16 protein-coding genes and 1 pseudogene are annotated in these 16,550 nt (G+C 48.6%); all 17 read left to right on the forward strand.

Annotation, left to right across the window (positions count from 1 at the left end; all coding sequences use genetic code 11):
- The first annotated feature begins 93 nt into the window (after positions 1-93).
- The 17 genes and pseudogenes from ACTRDR_RS07635 to infB all read left to right on the forward strand — a co-directional run bounded on the left by ACTRDR_RS07635 (position 94) and on the right by infB (position 16,544).
- Positions 94-237 (forward strand): hypothetical protein, encoded by a 144-nt coding sequence (locus tag ACTRDR_RS07635; RefSeq protein WP_440526749.1) that lies wholly within the window; start codon positions 94-96, stop codon positions 235-237.
- Positions 238-318: 81 nt separating this feature from the next.
- The gene (locus ACTRDR_RS07640; RefSeq protein ID WP_440526751.1) at positions 319-798 is read left to right on the forward strand and encodes a sigma-70 family RNA polymerase sigma factor; all 480 of its coding nucleotides are present in this window, start codon (positions 319-321) and stop codon (positions 796-798) included.
- Between the two features lie 144 nt (positions 799-942).
- A complete protein-coding gene (locus ACTRDR_RS07645; RefSeq protein ID WP_440526753.1) occupies positions 943-1,917 on the forward strand; it encodes an RsiV family protein in 975 nt (324 codons plus the stop codon).
- A gap of 67 nt (positions 1,918-1,984) precedes the next feature.
- Positions 1,985-2,506 (forward strand): annotated as a pseudogene (locus ACTRDR_RS07650) (N-acetylmuramoyl-L-alanine amidase family protein); the annotation flags it as partial.
- 118 nt (positions 2,507-2,624) lie between these two features.
- Positions 2,625-3,545: a phosphate ABC transporter substrate-binding protein gene (locus ACTRDR_RS07655; RefSeq protein WP_440526754.1), complete on the forward strand. Its 921-nt coding sequence runs from the start codon at positions 2,625-2,627 to the stop codon at positions 3,543-3,545.
- A gap of 29 nt (positions 3,546-3,574) precedes the next feature.
- Positions 3,575-4,513, forward strand: coding sequence for a phosphate ABC transporter permease subunit PstC (gene pstC, locus ACTRDR_RS07660; RefSeq protein WP_440526756.1), 939 nt, complete (start codon positions 3,575-3,577; stop codon positions 4,511-4,513).
- Complete coding sequence (gene pstA / locus ACTRDR_RS07665) at positions 4,506-5,393, forward strand: phosphate ABC transporter permease PstA (RefSeq protein ID WP_440526758.1); 888 nt, start codon at positions 4,506-4,508, stop codon at positions 5,391-5,393. Before pstC ends, pstA begins: the two co-directional genes overlap by 8 nt.
- Positions 5,394-5,419: 26 nt before the next feature.
- The gene (pstB, locus tag ACTRDR_RS07670; RefSeq protein ID WP_440526760.1) at positions 5,420-6,178 is read left to right on the forward strand and encodes a phosphate ABC transporter ATP-binding protein PstB; all 759 of its coding nucleotides are present in this window, start codon (positions 5,420-5,422) and stop codon (positions 6,176-6,178) included.
- A 30-nt stretch (positions 6,179-6,208) separates the two neighbouring features.
- A complete protein-coding gene (gene phoU, locus ACTRDR_RS07675) occupies positions 6,209-6,874 on the forward strand; it encodes a phosphate signaling complex protein PhoU (protein WP_440526762.1) in 666 nt (221 codons plus the stop codon).
- 380 nt (positions 6,875-7,254) lie between these two features.
- The gene (locus ACTRDR_RS07680) at positions 7,255-9,075 is read left to right on the forward strand and encodes a Na/Pi cotransporter family protein (RefSeq protein WP_440526764.1); all 1,821 of its coding nucleotides are present in this window, start codon (positions 7,255-7,257) and stop codon (positions 9,073-9,075) included.
- A gap of 57 nt (positions 9,076-9,132) precedes the next feature.
- Complete coding sequence (locus ACTRDR_RS07685; RefSeq protein WP_440526766.1) at positions 9,133-9,819, forward strand: response regulator transcription factor; 687 nt, start codon at positions 9,133-9,135, stop codon at positions 9,817-9,819.
- A 6-nt stretch (positions 9,820-9,825) separates the two neighbouring features.
- On the forward strand, positions 9,826-11,139 hold the full coding sequence (locus ACTRDR_RS07690; RefSeq protein ID WP_440526768.1) for a sensor histidine kinase: 1,314 nt from the start codon (positions 9,826-9,828) through the stop codon (positions 11,137-11,139).
- Between the two features lie 122 nt (positions 11,140-11,261).
- Positions 11,262-11,726 carry a ribosome maturation factor RimP gene (locus ACTRDR_RS07695; protein WP_176862243.1) on the forward strand — a complete coding sequence of 155 codons (465 nt, stop codon included), beginning with the start codon at positions 11,262-11,264 and terminating at the stop codon, positions 11,724-11,726.
- 96 nt (positions 11,727-11,822) lie between these two features.
- A complete protein-coding gene (nusA, locus tag ACTRDR_RS07700) occupies positions 11,823-12,947 on the forward strand; it encodes a transcription termination factor NusA (RefSeq protein ID WP_176862260.1) in 1,125 nt (374 codons plus the stop codon).
- A 3-nt stretch (positions 12,948-12,950) separates the two neighbouring features.
- Positions 12,951-13,223, forward strand: coding sequence for an RNase P modulator RnpM (gene rnpM / locus ACTRDR_RS07705; protein WP_118546568.1), 273 nt, complete (start codon positions 12,951-12,953; stop codon positions 13,221-13,223).
- Positions 13,210-13,527 carry a L7Ae/L30e/S12e/Gadd45 family ribosomal protein gene (locus tag ACTRDR_RS07710; RefSeq protein ID WP_440526770.1) on the forward strand — a complete coding sequence of 106 codons (318 nt, stop codon included), beginning with the start codon at positions 13,210-13,212 and terminating at the stop codon, positions 13,525-13,527. Before rnpM ends, ACTRDR_RS07710 begins: the two co-directional genes overlap by 14 nt.
- 17 nt (positions 13,528-13,544) lie before the next feature.
- On the forward strand, positions 13,545-16,544 hold the full coding sequence (gene infB, locus ACTRDR_RS07715) for a translation initiation factor IF-2 (RefSeq protein ID WP_440526772.1): 3,000 nt from the start codon (positions 13,545-13,547) through the stop codon (positions 16,542-16,544).
- Positions 16,545-16,550 lie beyond the last annotated feature (6 nt).

The raw sequence follows: 16,550 nt of genomic DNA on the forward strand, positions 1-16,550 counted from the left end.
GTATCTGACATAGTAATTGAATAAAAGTGGGAATGTGGGAGCGTACTGGCAAAGGGTGTAACAGTATAAACATGACAAGCGGTGTATGTCTTGATGAAGAGACGTATGCCGCTTATTTGCGTCAAAAATGATAGAAAACTAAAAGAAAAAAAGAAACTAAAAGAAAAAAGAAAAAAAACTCAGTCTGGAATATTTTTTGTCGGTGAAACTTTTTGCGGGAATACAGCGTCAAAATAGTAGAATATATCAAAAGAATATGTGTTACAATAAATACCGAAAAATAATTGCATGCAGTTTTCAAAAGTGAGGAAAGGATATATGTCGGACAAAAAAAAAGAACAGGCGGTGGAGCGTGCCCTGACGGAAGGGTATGAGAAGTATTACCGTCTTGCTTATAGTTATGTACATAATGAAGCGGACGCGCTGGATATTGTACAGGAAGCAGCCTATAAAGCCATTTTAAAAAGTGAAAGCCTGAAGGAGCCGCAATACGTGGAGACCTGGGTGTACCGGATCGTGATCAACGAGGCGTGCAGCTTCCTGCGCAGCCGGAAGGAGAGCGTGGATGTGGAGGAGATCCAGGCGGCAAGTGAAGATATCTATGAAAATATTGATTTAAAGCGCGCAATAGAAAATCTTGACCCAAAGGATCGTGCCATCGTAGTCCTACGATTTTTTGAGGACAGGCAGCTGGAGGAGATCGCGAAGATCCTGGATGAGAACCTGAGTACGGTAAAGAGCAGGCTATACCGGGTGATGAAAAAACTGCGGCTGAACCTCGAGGGTAGCATGGGCTGAGCAATCCGTAGTCAAAGTCGTGGGATTTTGCCCCGACATCATATATATGCAGGCCATAAGACAGATACAGACAAAGAGATATAGGAAGATATAGGAAGAGATAACATGACCGGTCCGAACCGACCGGGCAGATGGAGAATAGATATGACAGAACAGGAACAGTTGAGACAATTAAAAGAGGAGTATGAGAATATGATAATACCCGAAGCGGGACGGGAACGGCTGCAGGCAGGTATCGACAGAGCCCGGATGGAGAAAAAAAGAGCAGAGCACGCCAGGAGACGTTCTGCATGGACGGCAGTGGCTGCTGCAGCAGTCGTGATGATCGCACTGCCAAATACCAATATACAGATAGCCCATGCCATGGAAAATATTCCGCTGCTGGGTGGCTTTTTTAGGCTGGTAACAGTGCGGCAGTACAATTACAGTGACGAGAACCATAATGCTGAAGTAGAACTTGCACAGATCAATTATGGAGAAGATGCGGGAGAAGGTGCTCCCGTTGGAGAAGCGGCAGCCGCTCCTGAGGGCACAGCTGCCGGAAATGTGGAAGGAGCCAGTGACGGACAGGAGGCTGCGGTAGCAAATCTGTCGGAAGACGGTGTGGAAGCGGTCAACCAGAATATGGAGGCTACGGTAGAGGAACTGATCCGTCAGTTCGAGGATACCTTATCCGAGGAAGGATATCATGGTCTGCATGTAACACAGGAGGTTGTTACGGACAATGCCAGGTATTACACCGTAAAATTAAGCGTGTTGGAGACGGAAGCCAGCGGCTACGAGCATAATCAGTTTTATACGATTGATAAACAGACGGGAAATGTGGTGACACTGGAAGATCTGTTTGTGGAAGGGAGCGACTATATTTCCGTGATCAGCGAGAACATTAAGACCCAGATGCAGGAGCAGATGGCGGCGGACGAAGGCGTGATCTATTTCCTGGATAATGACGATATGCCGGAATTCAATTTTCAGGGGATCACGGGGCAGACGAACTTCTATTTTAATGAAAAAGACGAACTGGTCATTGCCTTTGACGAATACGAAGTGGCTCCCGGTTCTATGGGAGCACCGGAATTTGTGATTCCGCAGGAAGTGACGGCAGCAATTTTAAAGTAAGCAAAAAATATCTAAATGGGGAAACTCCCGCATATCATGAAACAAAAGGATATGCGGGAGTTTTTTTATGTCATTGATCGTATTGGATGCGGGGCATGGTGGTGCGAACCCCGGAGCCACGTATAATGGAAGAAAAGAAAGTGAGGATGCGCTGGCGCTGACACTGGCGGTGGGAAGCATCTTAGAAGAAAACGGAGTGGATGTGTATTACACCCGGACCACAGATATCTATGAGTCCCCCTATCAGAAGGCACAGGAGGGAAATGAGGTGGGAGGAGATTATTTTGTCTCGATCCATCGCAATTCCAGTCCTTATCCGAACCAGTACAGTGGAGTGGAGAGCTTAGTCTACAACCGCTATGGAGCGGCAGCCAGGATGGCGTACAACATCAATGCCGGACTGGAGCAGGTGGGGTTCGTGAATCTGGGAGTGAATGAAAGACCGAATCTGGTGGTGCTCAACAGCACAAATATGCCGGCTGTGCTGATAGAAGTGGGATTTATCAATACGGATGCGGACAACGAACTCTTTGACAGCCGGTTTGACGAGATCGCCCGGGCCATCGCCGACGGAATCTTAGAGAGCATCTGATTTTACCTAATTCTTACAAATAAATTACCGGACTGTGATATTATGTGAATTTCCCCCATGTTAGTATGATTGCGTAATCAAGAGAAAGAAAAACAAACACATGGAGGACATTATTATGAGAGTAAGACACAGCAAATTATTAGCTCTGATCGGAGCAGGAATATTAGCAGTAACCGCATTGGTTGCATGCGGTAACGGTGATGCAACCACAGCACAGCCTTCCGCAGTAGAGAGCAGCGCAGCAGAAAGCACTGTGGCAGCAAGCAGTGAAGCAGCTCCTGCCGAAACCACCGCAGATCTGTCCGGCAGCATTTCCATGGTGGGAAGTACTTCTATGGAGAAGTTAGCCAATGCATTGAGCGAAGCTTTCATGGAAGAATATCCTGATGTAACCGTAACTGCTGAGTTCGTAGGATCCGGCGCAGGCATCGAAGCTGTTACCAACGGAACCGCAGATATCGGTAACTCTTCCAGAAGCTTAAAGGATGAGGAAAAGGCAGCAGGCGTTGTAGAGAACATAGTAGCAATCGACGGTATTGCAGTATGTGTAGACCCCGCTAACGAAGTAGCAGATCTGACCAAAGAGCAGCTGACTAACATCTACAATGGCACAATTACCAACTGGAAAGAAGTCGGTGGCGCAGATGAGCCTATCATCGTAATCGGCCGTGAGGCAGGTTCCGGTACCAGAGGAGCTTTTGAAGAGCTGGTTGACCTGCAGGATGCCTGCAAATATGCAAACGAACTGGACAGCACCGGTGCAGTAATCGCTAAAGTAGCATCTACTCCCGGAGCTATCGGATATGCTTCCCTGGATGCACTGGATGATAGTGTTAAGGCACTTTCCCTGGAAGGTGTAGAAGCTACCGCAGAGAACATCAAGGCCGGTAACTACTTCTTAAGCAGACCTTTCGTAATGGCTACCAAAGGTGAGGTCTCCGATCAGAACGATCTGGTACAGGCATGGTTCGACTTTGTACTGGGTGACGAAGGACAGCAGGTTGCTTCCGAAGTTGGTCTGATCACTGTAAAGTAATAGCCTGACACAGAAAAAGGAAAAAAGCGATGAATAGTGGAACACACGCTTCCGTAATGGGAAACAGAAAAAATAAAGCGGTTGTGGAAACTGTGGCACAAATAGTATTTACGATTTGTGCCTTCTTCGCCGTACTGGCGGTAGTTTCCATTACCTTATATATGATCATCAGCGGTACCCCCGCGATCTTAAAAGTGGGTCTGGGAGAGATCCTGTTCGGCACGGAATGGATGCCGACGGCTGCAGATCCAAAATTCGGTATTCTGTGGGTCATTCTGACATCCATCATCGGTACGACTCTGGCAATTTTATTGGGTGTGCCCATCGGCGTACTGACAGCTGTATTTCTGGCAGAGGTGGCACCTAAGACCTTAGCTGCCATTGTAAAGCCTGCGGTAGAACTGCTGGCCGGCATCCCTTCCGTCATCTACGGACTGTTGGGAATCTATTTATTAAATCCTCTCATGTATAAATTAGAAAGACTGATCTTCCAAGGATCCACGACACACCAGTTCACCGGAGGCGCGAACCTGTTGTCTGCCGTGATCGTACTGGCGATCATGATCCTGCCCACGGTGATCAATATCAGCGAGACTTCCATACGCGCCGTTCCCGCCGGAATAAAATCGTCCTCTCTGGCACTGGGAGCTTCCCGCGTGCAGACCATTTTCCGGTCCATCCTTCCGGCAGCCAAATCCGGTATTGTGACCGCCATCGTTCTGGGAGTGGGACGAGCTATCGGTGAGGCTATGGCTATCACGCTGGTATCCGGCAGCAGTGTGAATGTGCCCCTGCCCTTTAACTCCGTGCGATTCCTGACCACAGCCATTGTCAGCGAGATGGGATATTCTTCCGGACTGCACAGACAGGTGTTGTTCACCATCGGACTGGTGCTGTTTGTATTCATTATGATCATTAATGTAGTACTCAATAAAATATTGAAAAAGGGGGCGGACGACAATGAATAAAGACACCTTATATGTAAGAAGAAAACGCCCCACGGACATGCTGTTACTGGCAGCGATTTACATCTCCGCCACACTGGCGGTGGCACTTTTGCTGGGAATTATCCTGTATGTCTTTGTGAAAGGCATTCACACCGTGAACTGGGCTTTTTTAACGACTGTGACCAGTGCCAGAAAACAGACCACGGGTATTGCAGGCAACCTGTTAAATACCCTGTACATCATCGTGATCACTCTGTTGATCGCGACCCCCATTGGCGTGGGAAGTGCTATTTACCTGAACGAATATGCCAAACCCGGCAAGCTGGTCTCCATCATTGAATTTACCACCGAGACCCTGTCCGGTATTCCTTCTATCATTTTCGGACTGTTCGGTATGATCTTCTTCGGAGAGACTTTGGGATTTGGTTACTCGCTGCTCACCGGTTCTTTTACCCTGGTACTGATGGTGCTGCCCCTGATCACCAGAAATACGCAGGAAGCACTGCGTACCGTACCGGACAGCTATCGCACCGGTGCGCTGGGAATGGGCTCTACAAAATGGCATATGATCCGTACCATTCTTCTGCCGTCCTCTATGCCGGGTATCGTCACCGGTATCATCCTGGCGCTGGGACGAATGGTAGGAGAATCCGCAGCACTCTTATTTACCGCAGGAAGCGACTATAAGCTGCCAAAGTTCACCGGAGCTTTCGGGGACAATCTGGCGAAGCTGGCCCACAAGGCAATGGAGTCCGGCGGTACCCTGACGATCGAGCTGTATTTGCAGATGCAGAAGGGACAGTACGACAACGCCTTCGGTATCGGCTGCGTTCTGATCATTATCGTGTTGATCCTGAACCTGCTGACCAAGCTGGCAGCAAATAAATTGAGACGAGAGTAAGAGAAATCACAAGAAGGAGTAACCTTATGGATAACAGTAAAATAACCGTGGAAAGCTTAAATCTCCATTACGGAGAGAATCACGCACTGAAAAATGTAAATATGGAGATCGCAGACCATGCCATTACCGCATTTATCGGTCCCAGCGGCTGCGGCAAATCCACTTTCCTGCGCTGCCTGAACCGGATGAATGATCTGGTGGACGGCTGCAGAGTCGAAGGAAAAGTGATCCTGGACGGAGAGGACATTTACGATAAGCGGGTGGATACCACATTGCTTCGTAAAAAGGTGGGTATGGTATTCCAACAGCCCAATCCTTTCCCCATGTCTATTTATGACAATATCGCCTATGGCCCAAGACTACATGGCATCAAGAATAAAAAGGAACTGGATGAGATCGTGGAACGTTCTCTGCAGGGTGCTGCTATTTTTGAAGAAGTAAAGGATCGTCTGCACAAATCCGCACTGGGTCTGTCCGGCGGACAGCAGCAGAGACTGTGTATTGCCAGAGCCCTGGCAGTATCCCCGGAAGTGCTTCTGATGGACGAACCCACTTCCGCCCTGGATCCGATCTCTACATTAAAGATCGAGGAACTGATGGAGACCCTGAAGAAAAAGTACACCGTGGTCATCGTAACCCACAATATGCAGCAGGCAGCCCGTGTGTCGGATGACACCGCATTTTTCCTGGTAGGAGAAGTGGTCGAGAAGAATGCAACCTCAGAGATCTTTGCAAGACCTAAAGATAAACGGACAGAAGACTATATCACCGGACGGTTTGGTTGATTATGAATGAAAAGATAGGAGGAATGGGAGATGTCACCCAGAGTATTATTTGAGCAGGATCTTGAGACTTTGAAAAATAAAGTATCGGAGATGGGAGAACATGCAGAGATCAGTTATGACCATATGTTATATGGAATCCGGGAGAACAAAGCGGATATTTTAAAGACTCTGGTGGATACGGATCACAAGATGGTGGATATGCAGAGAAGCATTGAATCTATGTGCTTAAGTCTGCTGACCAGACAACAGCCGGTGGCGAGAGATATGCGGCTGGTGAGTGCAGCACTGAAGGTTGTAACAGACATTGAGCGGATCGGTGATCATGTGGCAGATATGGTGGAGTTGTATCTGCGGATGGGGAATATGAATTCCGAAGGAAAACAGGAAAAGCTGCTTCTGGAAATGATGGAAGAGGCAAAGGATATGATCCATAATTCCGTAGAGGCTTTCGTGGAGGGAGACGAAGCGAATGCCCAAAAAGTTGTGGAGCATGACGATGTGGTGGACGACCTCTTTAACGATATGAAGAAAGAGATGATGCAGGCTATCCGGGAACAGAATCTGGATGCCGACCGCGTGGTGGATTATCTGATGATGGCAAAATACCTGGAAAAGGTAGGCGACCATGCAGTAAATATTGCCCAGTGGGCGATCTTCCGGATGACCGGAGATATGGAAGGGGTAAAATTATACTAGAATCCCGGCAACGATGCTAAGGCGCAATTCGCAAAATCGCCTCTGCGAGGCTTTGCTTTTGCTCATTGAGGCTTGCTCGCCAAAGAACTATTGTCATATGCTCTTACGAAGGTCAGCAACGATGCAGAGCCGCAATTCGCAAAATCGCCTCTGCGAGGCTTTACTTTTGCTCATTGAGGCTTGCTCGCCAAAGAACTATTGTCATATGCTCTTACAGATGCCAGCATCTGACGAGCATAGAGCAATAGTTCATGGCTCTGCATCGTTGCAACTTTACATAAATTTTACATTCGTTGGTAACACATTTTACATAAGCAAGATAAAGTGTAGATAGAAACCGAAAATGTAAAGTATGTTATGTAAAATGAGAGGATTAGAGTATGGACTTTTTTGATTTGCTGAAGATGGTAGGAGGACTTGCACTGTTTTTATATGGAATGAATCTGTTGGGGGATGGATTGTCCCAGGCATCCGGCGGACGTCTGGAGCGTATCCTGGAGAAACTGACCAGCAACCCGATCAAGGCAGTATTGATGGGTGCGGTGGTCACCGGTGTGATCCAGTCCTCCTCCGCGACCACTGTTATGGTAGTCGGTTTTGTCAATTCCGGCATTATGAGCCTGAAACAGGCAGTGGGCATCATCATGGGCGCCAATATTGGTACCACGGTGACCTCCTGGATCTTAAGCCTTACAGGCATTGAGAGTGATGCTTTCTGGATCCGTATGCTCAAACCCAGTTCTTTTTCGCCGATTCTGGCAATCGTGGGTGTGGGTATTTTGCTGTTTTCCCATAAAGATAAATTAAAAAATGCGGCAACCATCCTGGTGGGCTTTGCAATTCTGATGTTTGGCATGGATTCCATGAGCGCAGCAGTTTCACCGCTTGCAGAGGTACCGGAGTTTACCAATCTGCTGATCAAGTTCCAAAATCCCGTATTCGGTGTGCTGGCAGGACTCATCCTCACAGCGGTGATCCAGTCTTCTTCCGCATCCGTAGGTATTTTGCAGGCACTGTGCATGACCGGAGCGGTAAGCTTCGGCGCAGCAGTTCCCATTATCATGGGACAGAATATCGGTACCTGTGTTACCGCCATGATCTCCGGTATCGGTGCTTCCCGCAACGCAAAGCGTGCGGCACTGATCCACTTGTATTTCAATATTATCGGAACGATATTATTCCTTGGAATCTTTTATACTGCGAATGCCATTCATCCCTTTGCTTTTTTGGGAGAAGTGGCAACTCCCTTCGGCATTGCAGTGGTCCACAGCTGCTTTAATGTTGCTGCCACACTGGTATTGCTGCCCTTTTCCAATGGACTGGTAAAGCTTGCCTGCCTGACACTGCCTACGCATGAAGATGTGAAGGAAATGTCTGAGACAGACAAGACACTGAGTCTTCTGGATCCCCGATTCCTGGATACGCCTGCCTATGCGGTAGAACAGAGCAGACAGGTGGCGTCTGTTATGGCGGACAAATCCCGCAAGGCAATGGATCTTGCCATGGAATTACTGCAGGGGTATGATGACGCAAAAGCAGAGCAGGTAGCACAGATGGAGACAGATGTGGACCGCTTTGAGGATGAGCTTGGTACTTATCTGGTGAAGCTCAGCTCCAGACAGCTGTCCGGTAAAGACAGCGAGACACTGAACACTATTTTACATTGCATCGGTGATTTTGAGAGGATTTCCGACCATGCCCGCAATGTGAAAGAGGCTGCACAGGAAATGTATGACAAAAAGCTGGATTTTTCCGATAAAGCACAGGAAGAACTGAAGGTATTTGAAAGAGCGGTACATGACATTCTGGATATTACCATGAACAGCTTTATAAAGGGAGACCTGAACCTGGCAAGACAGGTAGAACCCATGGAAGAGGTTATTGACGGATTGAGCCTGGATGTGAAGCAGCGTCATGTACGCAGACTCCGTAAGGGAAAATGTACCATTGAACTGGGATTCATTTTATCCGATGTGATCACGAACTTTGAACGTGTGAGTGATCACTGCTCCAACATTGCGGTATGTCTGGTACAGGTAAATGAAGATGAATTCGATACGCATGCTTATCTGGACGAACTGCGGCAGGAGGATAATCTGGATTTCCAGGGCAAGGTAATGGCTTGCCGTGAAAAATACCAGTTACCGCCCACGAAGCAGGAACGTGTTATGGAAAAGAATGCAAAATTACTTGCGGAGTAAGGAATTACAGGGGTATAGTTAAGAAGAGAAAGCACAGTCAGAGAGGAGTGCTGTGAGATGGCATTGATCTATGTAGTAGAGGATGATAAAAATATTCAGGAGATCGAGACCTTTGCCCTGGCAAATGTCGGGTACGAGGTAAAAGGTTTTGATTCCGCCACAGATTTCTATGCGGCATTGAACGAGACAGCACCGGATCTGATCCTGTTAGATATCATGCTGCCGGACGAGGATGGCCTGAGTATTGTGAAAAAACTGCGTACCAGACAGGATACCGTGCTGGTGCCGGTAATCATGGTCACGGCAAAGACCACGGAAATCGACAAGGTAAAAGGCCTGGATCTGGGCGCAGACGATTATATCACGAAGCCCTTCGGCGTCATGGAACTGATCTCCAGGGTCAAGGCAATGCTTCGCAGAAGCCAGAAGACTCAGGAGAAGGATAAGGTGCTGAAGCTTGGCAATATTGTGCTGGACAGAGAGAAACATACCGTGATGGTAGGTAAGGAGCCGGTGGAACTGACTTACAAGGAATATGAACTGTTAAAGCTTTTGATGACGAATGCCGGTATCGTGACTACCAGAGAACTGATCTTAGACCGGGTGTGGGGGATTGATTTCGAGGGAGAGTCCAGAACGTTGGATATGCATATCAAGACTCTGCGTCAGAAGCTGAAGGAAGAGGGCAGCCTGATCAAGACGGTACGTAATGTGGGATACATTATGAACGGTGAGAAAGCGTAACAGAAGATGAAGAAAAAGATTAACAAAATGATGATCCTCATTGCCACGGTGACGATTCTTCTTACCATGGTGCTGATCACAGTAGTGTATTATGATCTGTTTAGAAAACAGGTGCTGGAGGATCTGAAAAGCTATGGCTCCCTGTTGAAAAACTGCTCTTCGGTAGAAGAGATCGAGGCAAACGGAGCACCCGTAGAATCGGATCTAAGACTGACCCTGATTAACGGTGACGGACAGGTGTTATATGACAATGAGGCAGATTCTGTGGCGATGGGGAACCATTCCTCCCGCCCGGAGATCCGGGAGGCGAAGCAGTCCGGAGAAGGCGAAGCAGTCCGTAATTCGGAGACTCTGTCCCGGTCCACCTTTTATTATGCGATCCGCCTGGAGGATGGCAGTATCTTACGACTGTCCAAGGATGCCAGAAGCATCTACAGCATCTTTACCCAGGCGCTGCCAATGATGGTGGGGATCTTCGTGGTACTGCTGGTATTGTGTATGGTGGCAGCCAGAGTGCTGACCACGAAGTTGGTGGCTCCCATCGAGAAACTGGCACAGAATATCGGGGAATGTACGGAGATGCAGACCTATGAGGAGCTGACCCCGTTCATGTCCATGATCCGCAAGCAGCATGAGGATATTATGAAAAATGCCAGAATGCGGCAGGAATTCAGTGCCAATGTGTCCCATGAATTAAAGACACCGCTTACATCAATTTCCGGTTATGCGGAACTGATCGAGACCGGAATGGCATCGGAGCAGGATACGGTGCGTTTTGCCCATGGAATCCATAACAGTGCAAACCGTCTGCTTACTTTAATCAATGATATTATCCGCCTGTCGGAGTTGGACGGCACGGAAGAGGAAGCGGACACGGAACTTCTGAATCTCCATGAGATGGCGAAGAATTGTGTGGAAATGCTCTCCATGAGTGCCGAGAAACACAATGTGACTATTCAGCTTGACGGAACAGATGCCTATGTGACGGCGAACAGACAGATGATGGAAGAGCTGCTGTATAATCTGTGTGATAACGCCATCCGGTATAATAATCCCGGGGGAAGCGTGAATGTACAGACCTACTCCAGAGAAGGACATACCAATCTCGTGGTAAAAGACACCGGAATCGGCATCTCCAAGGAACACCAGGAGAGGATTTTTGAGCGTTTTTACCGCGTGGACAAGAGCCGATCCAAGTCCACCGGAGGCACCGGGTTAGGGCTTGCCATCGTAAAACACATCATCGCCAAGAGCCACGCCAAGCTGCAGCTCGAGAGCGAACCCGGCAAAGGAACCACGATACGGGTAATATTTTCTTGACTTTTTCCAACACAGGGTCTATACTGTGTATAGTTTAAAGATGATTACTAGAGTAAGAGTGGACGCGTGCCACTCTTTCTTGTTGTTGTGATGACAGTTCATATCAGTAAAGGAGGGCATACATGTCCAAACGAGAGGACTACGAAAGCAGAACCGAAGAACTGCTTACGCCTATCGCAGAAGTAAATCAGGTGGAGATCTACGATGTGGAGTATGTAAAGGAAGGCAGTGACTACTATTTAAGAGCCTATATCGACAAGCCGGAGGGTGTGAACATTCTGGATTGTGAAAATGTCAGCAGAGCATTATCCGAAGCACTCGACAAGGCGGATTTCATTCCGGATGCGTATATTTTGGAGGTCAGCAGCCCGGGCCTGGGCAGAACTCTGAAAAAGGATAAGCATTTACAGAAGAGCATCGGCGAAGAGGTGGAGATCAAACTGTTTAAACCCATCGACAAATGCAAGGAATTTTCAGGCATTCTGGATAGCTTTGATGCAGATACTGTTACGATCACAGAAGAAGGAACCCCGAGGACTTTTGCCAGAGCAGACGTCGCACTGATCCGCCTGGCGTTAGACTTTTGATACTATTCAGAACCAAAGAGCGAAGGATAGTTATAGCTTGTAGAATAAGAAGAAACCATACACTAAGAAAAGGCGAAAGCCGGAATGGAGGAAATGATGAATAAGGAATTAATGGAGGCACTGGATGTTCTGGAGAAGGAGAAGGAGATCAGCAAGGAAACCTTGTTTGAAGCCATCGAGAACTCCCTGATGACAGCCTGCAAGAACCATTTTGGAAAGGCTGACAATATCCATGTGGAGATCAATAGAGAGACCTGCGATTTCCTGGTATATGCAGAGAAGGAAGTCGTACCCACCAAGGACGATGTAGAGGATGACTGCTTACAGATCGCTCTGGAGGATGCACAGGAAATCTCCCAAAAGGCACAGGTCGGTGACATGATCCATGTAGAGATCAAGTCCAAAGAGTTCGGACGTATCGCTACCCAGAATGCCAAGAACGTGATCTTACAGAAGATCCGCGAGGAAGAGAGAAGCGTGATCTACAATCAGTACTACGAGAAGGAAAAGGATGTTGTCACCGGCGTGGTACAGCGCTATGTCGGCAAAAACATCAGCATCAACCTGGGTAAGGCAGATGCCATGCTGACCGAGAACGAGCAGGTAAAGGGTGAGGTATTCAAACCCACCGAGCGTATCAAGGTCTACATCGTAGAAGTGAAGAACACCCCGAAGGGACCCCGTATCAATGTCAGCCGTACCCATCCGGAACTGGTAAAGAGACTGTTTGAGTCTGAAGTTACCGAGATCAAGGACGGCACCGTAGAGATCAAGAGCATTGCCAGAGAGGCCGGCAGCCGTACCAAGATCGCTGTGTGGAGCAACAACCCCAATGTAGATGCAGTCGGCGCCTGCGTAGGTATGAACGGTGCCCGTGTCAATGCTATCGTAGAAGAGCTGCGTGGTGAGAAGATCGATATCGTGAACTGGGATGAGAACCCCGGTAACCTGATCCAGAATGCACTTTCTCCCGCCAAGATCGTAGCAGTATTTGCGGATCCCGATGAGAAGACCGCAAAGGTAGTTGTCCCCGATTATCAGCTGTCGCTGGCGATCGGTAAGGAAGGTCAGAATGCAAGACTGGCAGCAAGACTGACCGGTTACAAGATCGACATCAAATCCGAGACACAGGCCAAGGATGCTCCCGGCTTCCGTTATGAGGATTATGTGGACGATTACGAGGATGAAACCGAAGACGATTTTGATGGAGAGCAGGAATAATCAATGGCAAAAAAGATTCCACTGAGGCAGTGCGTAGGCTGCGGAGAAATGAAAGGCAAAAAAGAAATGCTGCGTGTTCTGAAGACTCCGGAAGGAGAGATCTGTTTAGATACAACGGGCAAAAAGAACGGACGTGGCGCATATATATGCAGACAGAAGGAATGTCTGCAGAAGGCCCGAAAGAATAAAGGCTTAGAGCGTTCTTTCAAGATGAGTATTTCTCCGGAAAGTTATGATATGCTGGAAAAGGAGTTTGATCAGCTTGAAACAGAATAAGATTTATTCCCTTTTGGGACTTGCGATGAGGGGGCGTAACCTGGTAAGCGGTGAATTCCAGACGGAGGACGCTGTGAAAAAAGGTTCTGCCATGTTGGTGATCGTTGCAGAAGATGCATCCGCCAATACGAAAAAGTTGTTTCACGACAAATGTTCCTATTATGAAGTCCCGGTATACGAATATGGCACAAAAGAAGAGCTCGGCTGGGCAATCGGCCGGAACTTAAGATCTTCGATAGGTGTGTGTGATGCGGGACTGGCAGATGCACTCATCAAGCAATTGGAAGCAAATTTGCCAGGTTAGGCAGAATGGAGGAAAGCATGGCGAAAATCAAAGTACATGAACTCGCAAAAGAATTAGAATTACAGAGTAAGGATATATTGAATTTTTTACAGGAAAAAGGAATTGAGGCGAAAGCTGCACAGAGCTCGCTGGAAGAGGATGCGGCAGCACTGGTACGTAACAGCTTAGGACAGAAGAAGGCGGCTGCAGCACCTGCTGCAGAAAAAGAGGCTCCCGCAAAGGCTGAAAATACAAAGTCTCTTGAGGAAAAGGCGCAGGAGGAAACAAAATCTCCCGAAGAGACGAAAAAGAAGAAAAAGATCATCTTTGTAAGCAACCCTCAGAATTCCAAGATGCCCGGACAGCGTCAGGGTGGACAGAACGGACAGGGACAGAGAAATGCCGGCGGACAGCGTCCGAACCAGGGACAGAATAACAGATACCAGAACAACGGTTATCAGAACAATTCTTACAATAACCGTGTGCAGACCCAGGCTCCAGTACGTCCCATCAAGCCGCTGACCCCGCCTTCTCCCACACCCAGTGTGGCAATGGTACCCGGCAATAAGGGACAACAGCCTGCGAAAAAGCCTGTAAACAATACCGCAGCCACGCAGGCTCCTGTAAAGGAACAGGCAGCGCAGAGTACCAATACCGTAGCCACGCAGACAGCGCAGAATACACAGAATACTGCACAGGCAAGACCTGCGGACAGACCGCAGAACAATAACCGCGACAACCGTCAGGGTGGTTACGGACAGAATAATTACGGACAGAACCGTGATAATCGTGGACAGAACGATCGTGGTCAAGGCGGTTATAATCGTGATAACAGAGATGGCAATCGTGATAATCGTCAGGGTGGCTATGGTCAGGGCAACCGCCAGGGCGGACAGAACGCAAACAGAGGAGGTATGGGCAATGGCAGACCTCAGGGAGGCGGATTTAACAGACAGGGTCGTCCGGGTATGGAAGGCGGCCAGGGTGATCGCAGAAATAACGGCAACGGTGAGCGCGGTTACGGCAATAACGGCCGCGACCAGAGAGGCAATGGCGGATCGGGTAATCGATTCGGAGATAACAGACAGAATAAGGGCTTCGCTCCGGAACCTGCAGGCAAAGATATGGAGAAGAAGCGCGAAGATGAAAAGAGACGTTTCAGCCAGGAGAAGGACAACAAGCGCTCCAAGAAGGACCATATCTACGAGGACGAGGACGCACTGAAGAACAAGCCCGGACGTTTCATCAAGCCGGAAAAGAAGAAGGAAGAGGTACAGGAAGAGCAGATCAAGGTGATCGTGCTGCCGGAATCCATCACCATCAAAGAACTGGCTGAGAAGATGAAGTTACAGCCTGCAGCCATCATCAAGAAGCTGTTCCTGGAAGGTAAGGTCGTAACCGTGAACCAGGAGATCTCCTATGAAGATGCAGAAAACATCGCCATGGAATATGACATTCTTTGTGAAAAAGAGGTCAAGGTTGATGTCATCGAAGAGCTGCTGAAGGAAGACGAAGAGAAAGAGGAAGATCTGGTGGAAAGACCTCCCGTAATCTGTGTTATGGGTCACGTTGACCATGGTAAGACTTCCCTGTTAGACGCTATTCGTAAGACCAACGTAACCGATCGCGAGGCAGGTGGTATCACCCAGCACATCGGTGCTTATACTGTAAATGTGGGAGATCGCAAGATCACCTTCTTAGATACTCCCGGACACGAAGCATTTACTGCCATGCGTATGCGTGGTGCCAATGCGACCGATATTGCTATCCTGGTAGTAGCAGCGGATGATGGCGTAATGCCCCAGACGGTAGAAGCGATCAACCATGCAAAGGCAGCAGGCGTTGAGATCATCGTAGCAGTGAACAAGATCGATAAGCCCTCTGCAAACATTGATCGTGTAAAGCAGGAGCTGGCTGAGTATGAGCTGATCCCCGAGGATTGGGGCGGAAGCACCGTATTTGCACCCGTATCCGCAAAAAGCGGCGAGGGCATCGACCAGCTGCTTGACATGATCCTGCTGACTGCAGACATCATGGAACTGAAGGCGAACCCCAAGAGAAAGGCAAGAGGTCTGGTCATCGAGGCAGAGCTGGATAAGGGACGCGGTCCTGTGGCTACCGTACTGGTACAGAAGGGTACCCTGCATGTGGGAGACTTTATCTCCGCAGGTGTGGCTCATGGTAAGGTAAGAGCCATGATCGATGACAAGGGACGCAGAGTCAAGGAAGCAGGACCTTCTACTCCCGTAGAGATCTTGGGTCTGTCCGATGTTCCCAGTGCCGGTGAAGTATTCCTGGCACATGATAATGATAAGACAGCAAAATCCTATGCGGAGACCTACCTGGCACAGAATAAGGAAAAGATGCTGGAAGAGACCAAGGGCAGAATGTCCTTAGATGATCTGTTCAGCCAGATCCAGGAAGGCAATCTGAAGGAACTGAACCTGATCGTCAAAGCTGACGTACAGGGTAGTGTAGAGGCAGTAAAACAGTCCCTGATGAAGCTGTCCAATGAAGAAGTAGTAGTAAAATGTATCCACGGCGGCGTAGGTGCCATCAACGAGTCCGACGTATCCCTGGCAAGTGCGTCCAACGCGATCATCATCGGATTCAACGTCCGTCCCGATGCGACTGCCAAGGCAACCGCAGAGAGAGAAGGCGTGGATGTACGTCTGTACAAGGTCATCTACCAGGCCATCGAAGATATCGAAGCTGCCATGAAGGGTATGCTGGATCCCGTATACGAGGAGAAGGTGATCGGTCATGCAGAGGTTCGTCAGATCTTCAAGGCATCCGCTATCGGTAACATTGCCGGTTCCTATGTCTTAGACGGTGTATTCCAGAGAGGCTGTAAGGTTCGTATCACCCGTGAGGGCGAGCAGATCTTCGAGGGCAACCTGGCTTCCCTGAAGAGATTCAAAGATGATGTGAAGGAAGTTAAGGCAGGATATGAGTGTGGTCTCGTATTCGAAGGCTTTGACAAGATGCAGGAGCTGGATATCGTAGAAGCCTACATCATGGTCGAGGTACCACGCTAAAGAGAA

Origin of the sequence: Simiaoa sp. (assembly GCF_051972595.1) — a bacterium.
Classification (GTDB): domain Bacteria; phylum Bacillota; class Clostridia; order Lachnospirales; family Lachnospiraceae; genus Acetatifactor; species Acetatifactor hominis.

Bases quoted from the DNA above. Each gene is read 5' to 3' on its own strand.
- pstA (WP_440526758.1), top strand. From the start codon at position 4,506: ATGAATAAAGACACCTTATATGTAAGAAGAAAACGCCCCACGGACATG.
- ACTRDR_RS07635 (WP_440526749.1), top strand. From the start codon at position 94: ATGAAGAGACGTATGCCGCTTATTTGCGTCAAAAATGATAGAAAACTA.
- pstC (WP_440526756.1), top strand. From the start codon at position 3,575: ATGAATAGTGGAACACACGCTTCCGTAATGGGAAACAGAAAAAATAAA.
- ACTRDR_RS07685 (WP_440526766.1), top strand. From the start codon at position 9,133: ATGGCATTGATCTATGTAGTAGAGGATGATAAAAATATTCAGGAGATC.
- ACTRDR_RS07645 (WP_440526753.1), top strand. From the start codon at position 943: ATGACAGAACAGGAACAGTTGAGACAATTAAAAGAGGAGTATGAGAAT.
- ACTRDR_RS07655 (WP_440526754.1), top strand. From the start codon at position 2,625: ATGAGAGTAAGACACAGCAAATTATTAGCTCTGATCGGAGCAGGAATA.
- nusA (WP_176862260.1), top strand. From the start codon at position 11,823: ATGAATAAGGAATTAATGGAGGCACTGGATGTTCTGGAGAAGGAGAAG.
- ACTRDR_RS07640 (WP_440526751.1), top strand. From the start codon at position 319: ATGTCGGACAAAAAAAAAGAACAGGCGGTGGAGCGTGCCCTGACGGAA.
- ACTRDR_RS07680 (WP_440526764.1), top strand. From the start codon at position 7,255: ATGGACTTTTTTGATTTGCTGAAGATGGTAGGAGGACTTGCACTGTTT.
- phoU (WP_440526762.1), top strand. From the start codon at position 6,209: ATGTCACCCAGAGTATTATTTGAGCAGGATCTTGAGACTTTGAAAAAT.
- ACTRDR_RS07690 (WP_440526768.1), top strand. From the start codon at position 9,826: ATGAAGAAAAAGATTAACAAAATGATGATCCTCATTGCCACGGTGACG.
- pstB (WP_440526760.1), top strand. From the start codon at position 5,420: ATGGATAACAGTAAAATAACCGTGGAAAGCTTAAATCTCCATTACGGA.
- ACTRDR_RS07695 (WP_176862243.1), top strand. From the start codon at position 11,262: ATGTCCAAACGAGAGGACTACGAAAGCAGAACCGAAGAACTGCTTACG.
- infB (WP_440526772.1), top strand. From the start codon at position 13,545: ATGGCGAAAATCAAAGTACATGAACTCGCAAAAGAATTAGAATTACAG.
- rnpM (WP_118546568.1), top strand. From the start codon at position 12,951: ATGGCAAAAAAGATTCCACTGAGGCAGTGCGTAGGCTGCGGAGAAATG.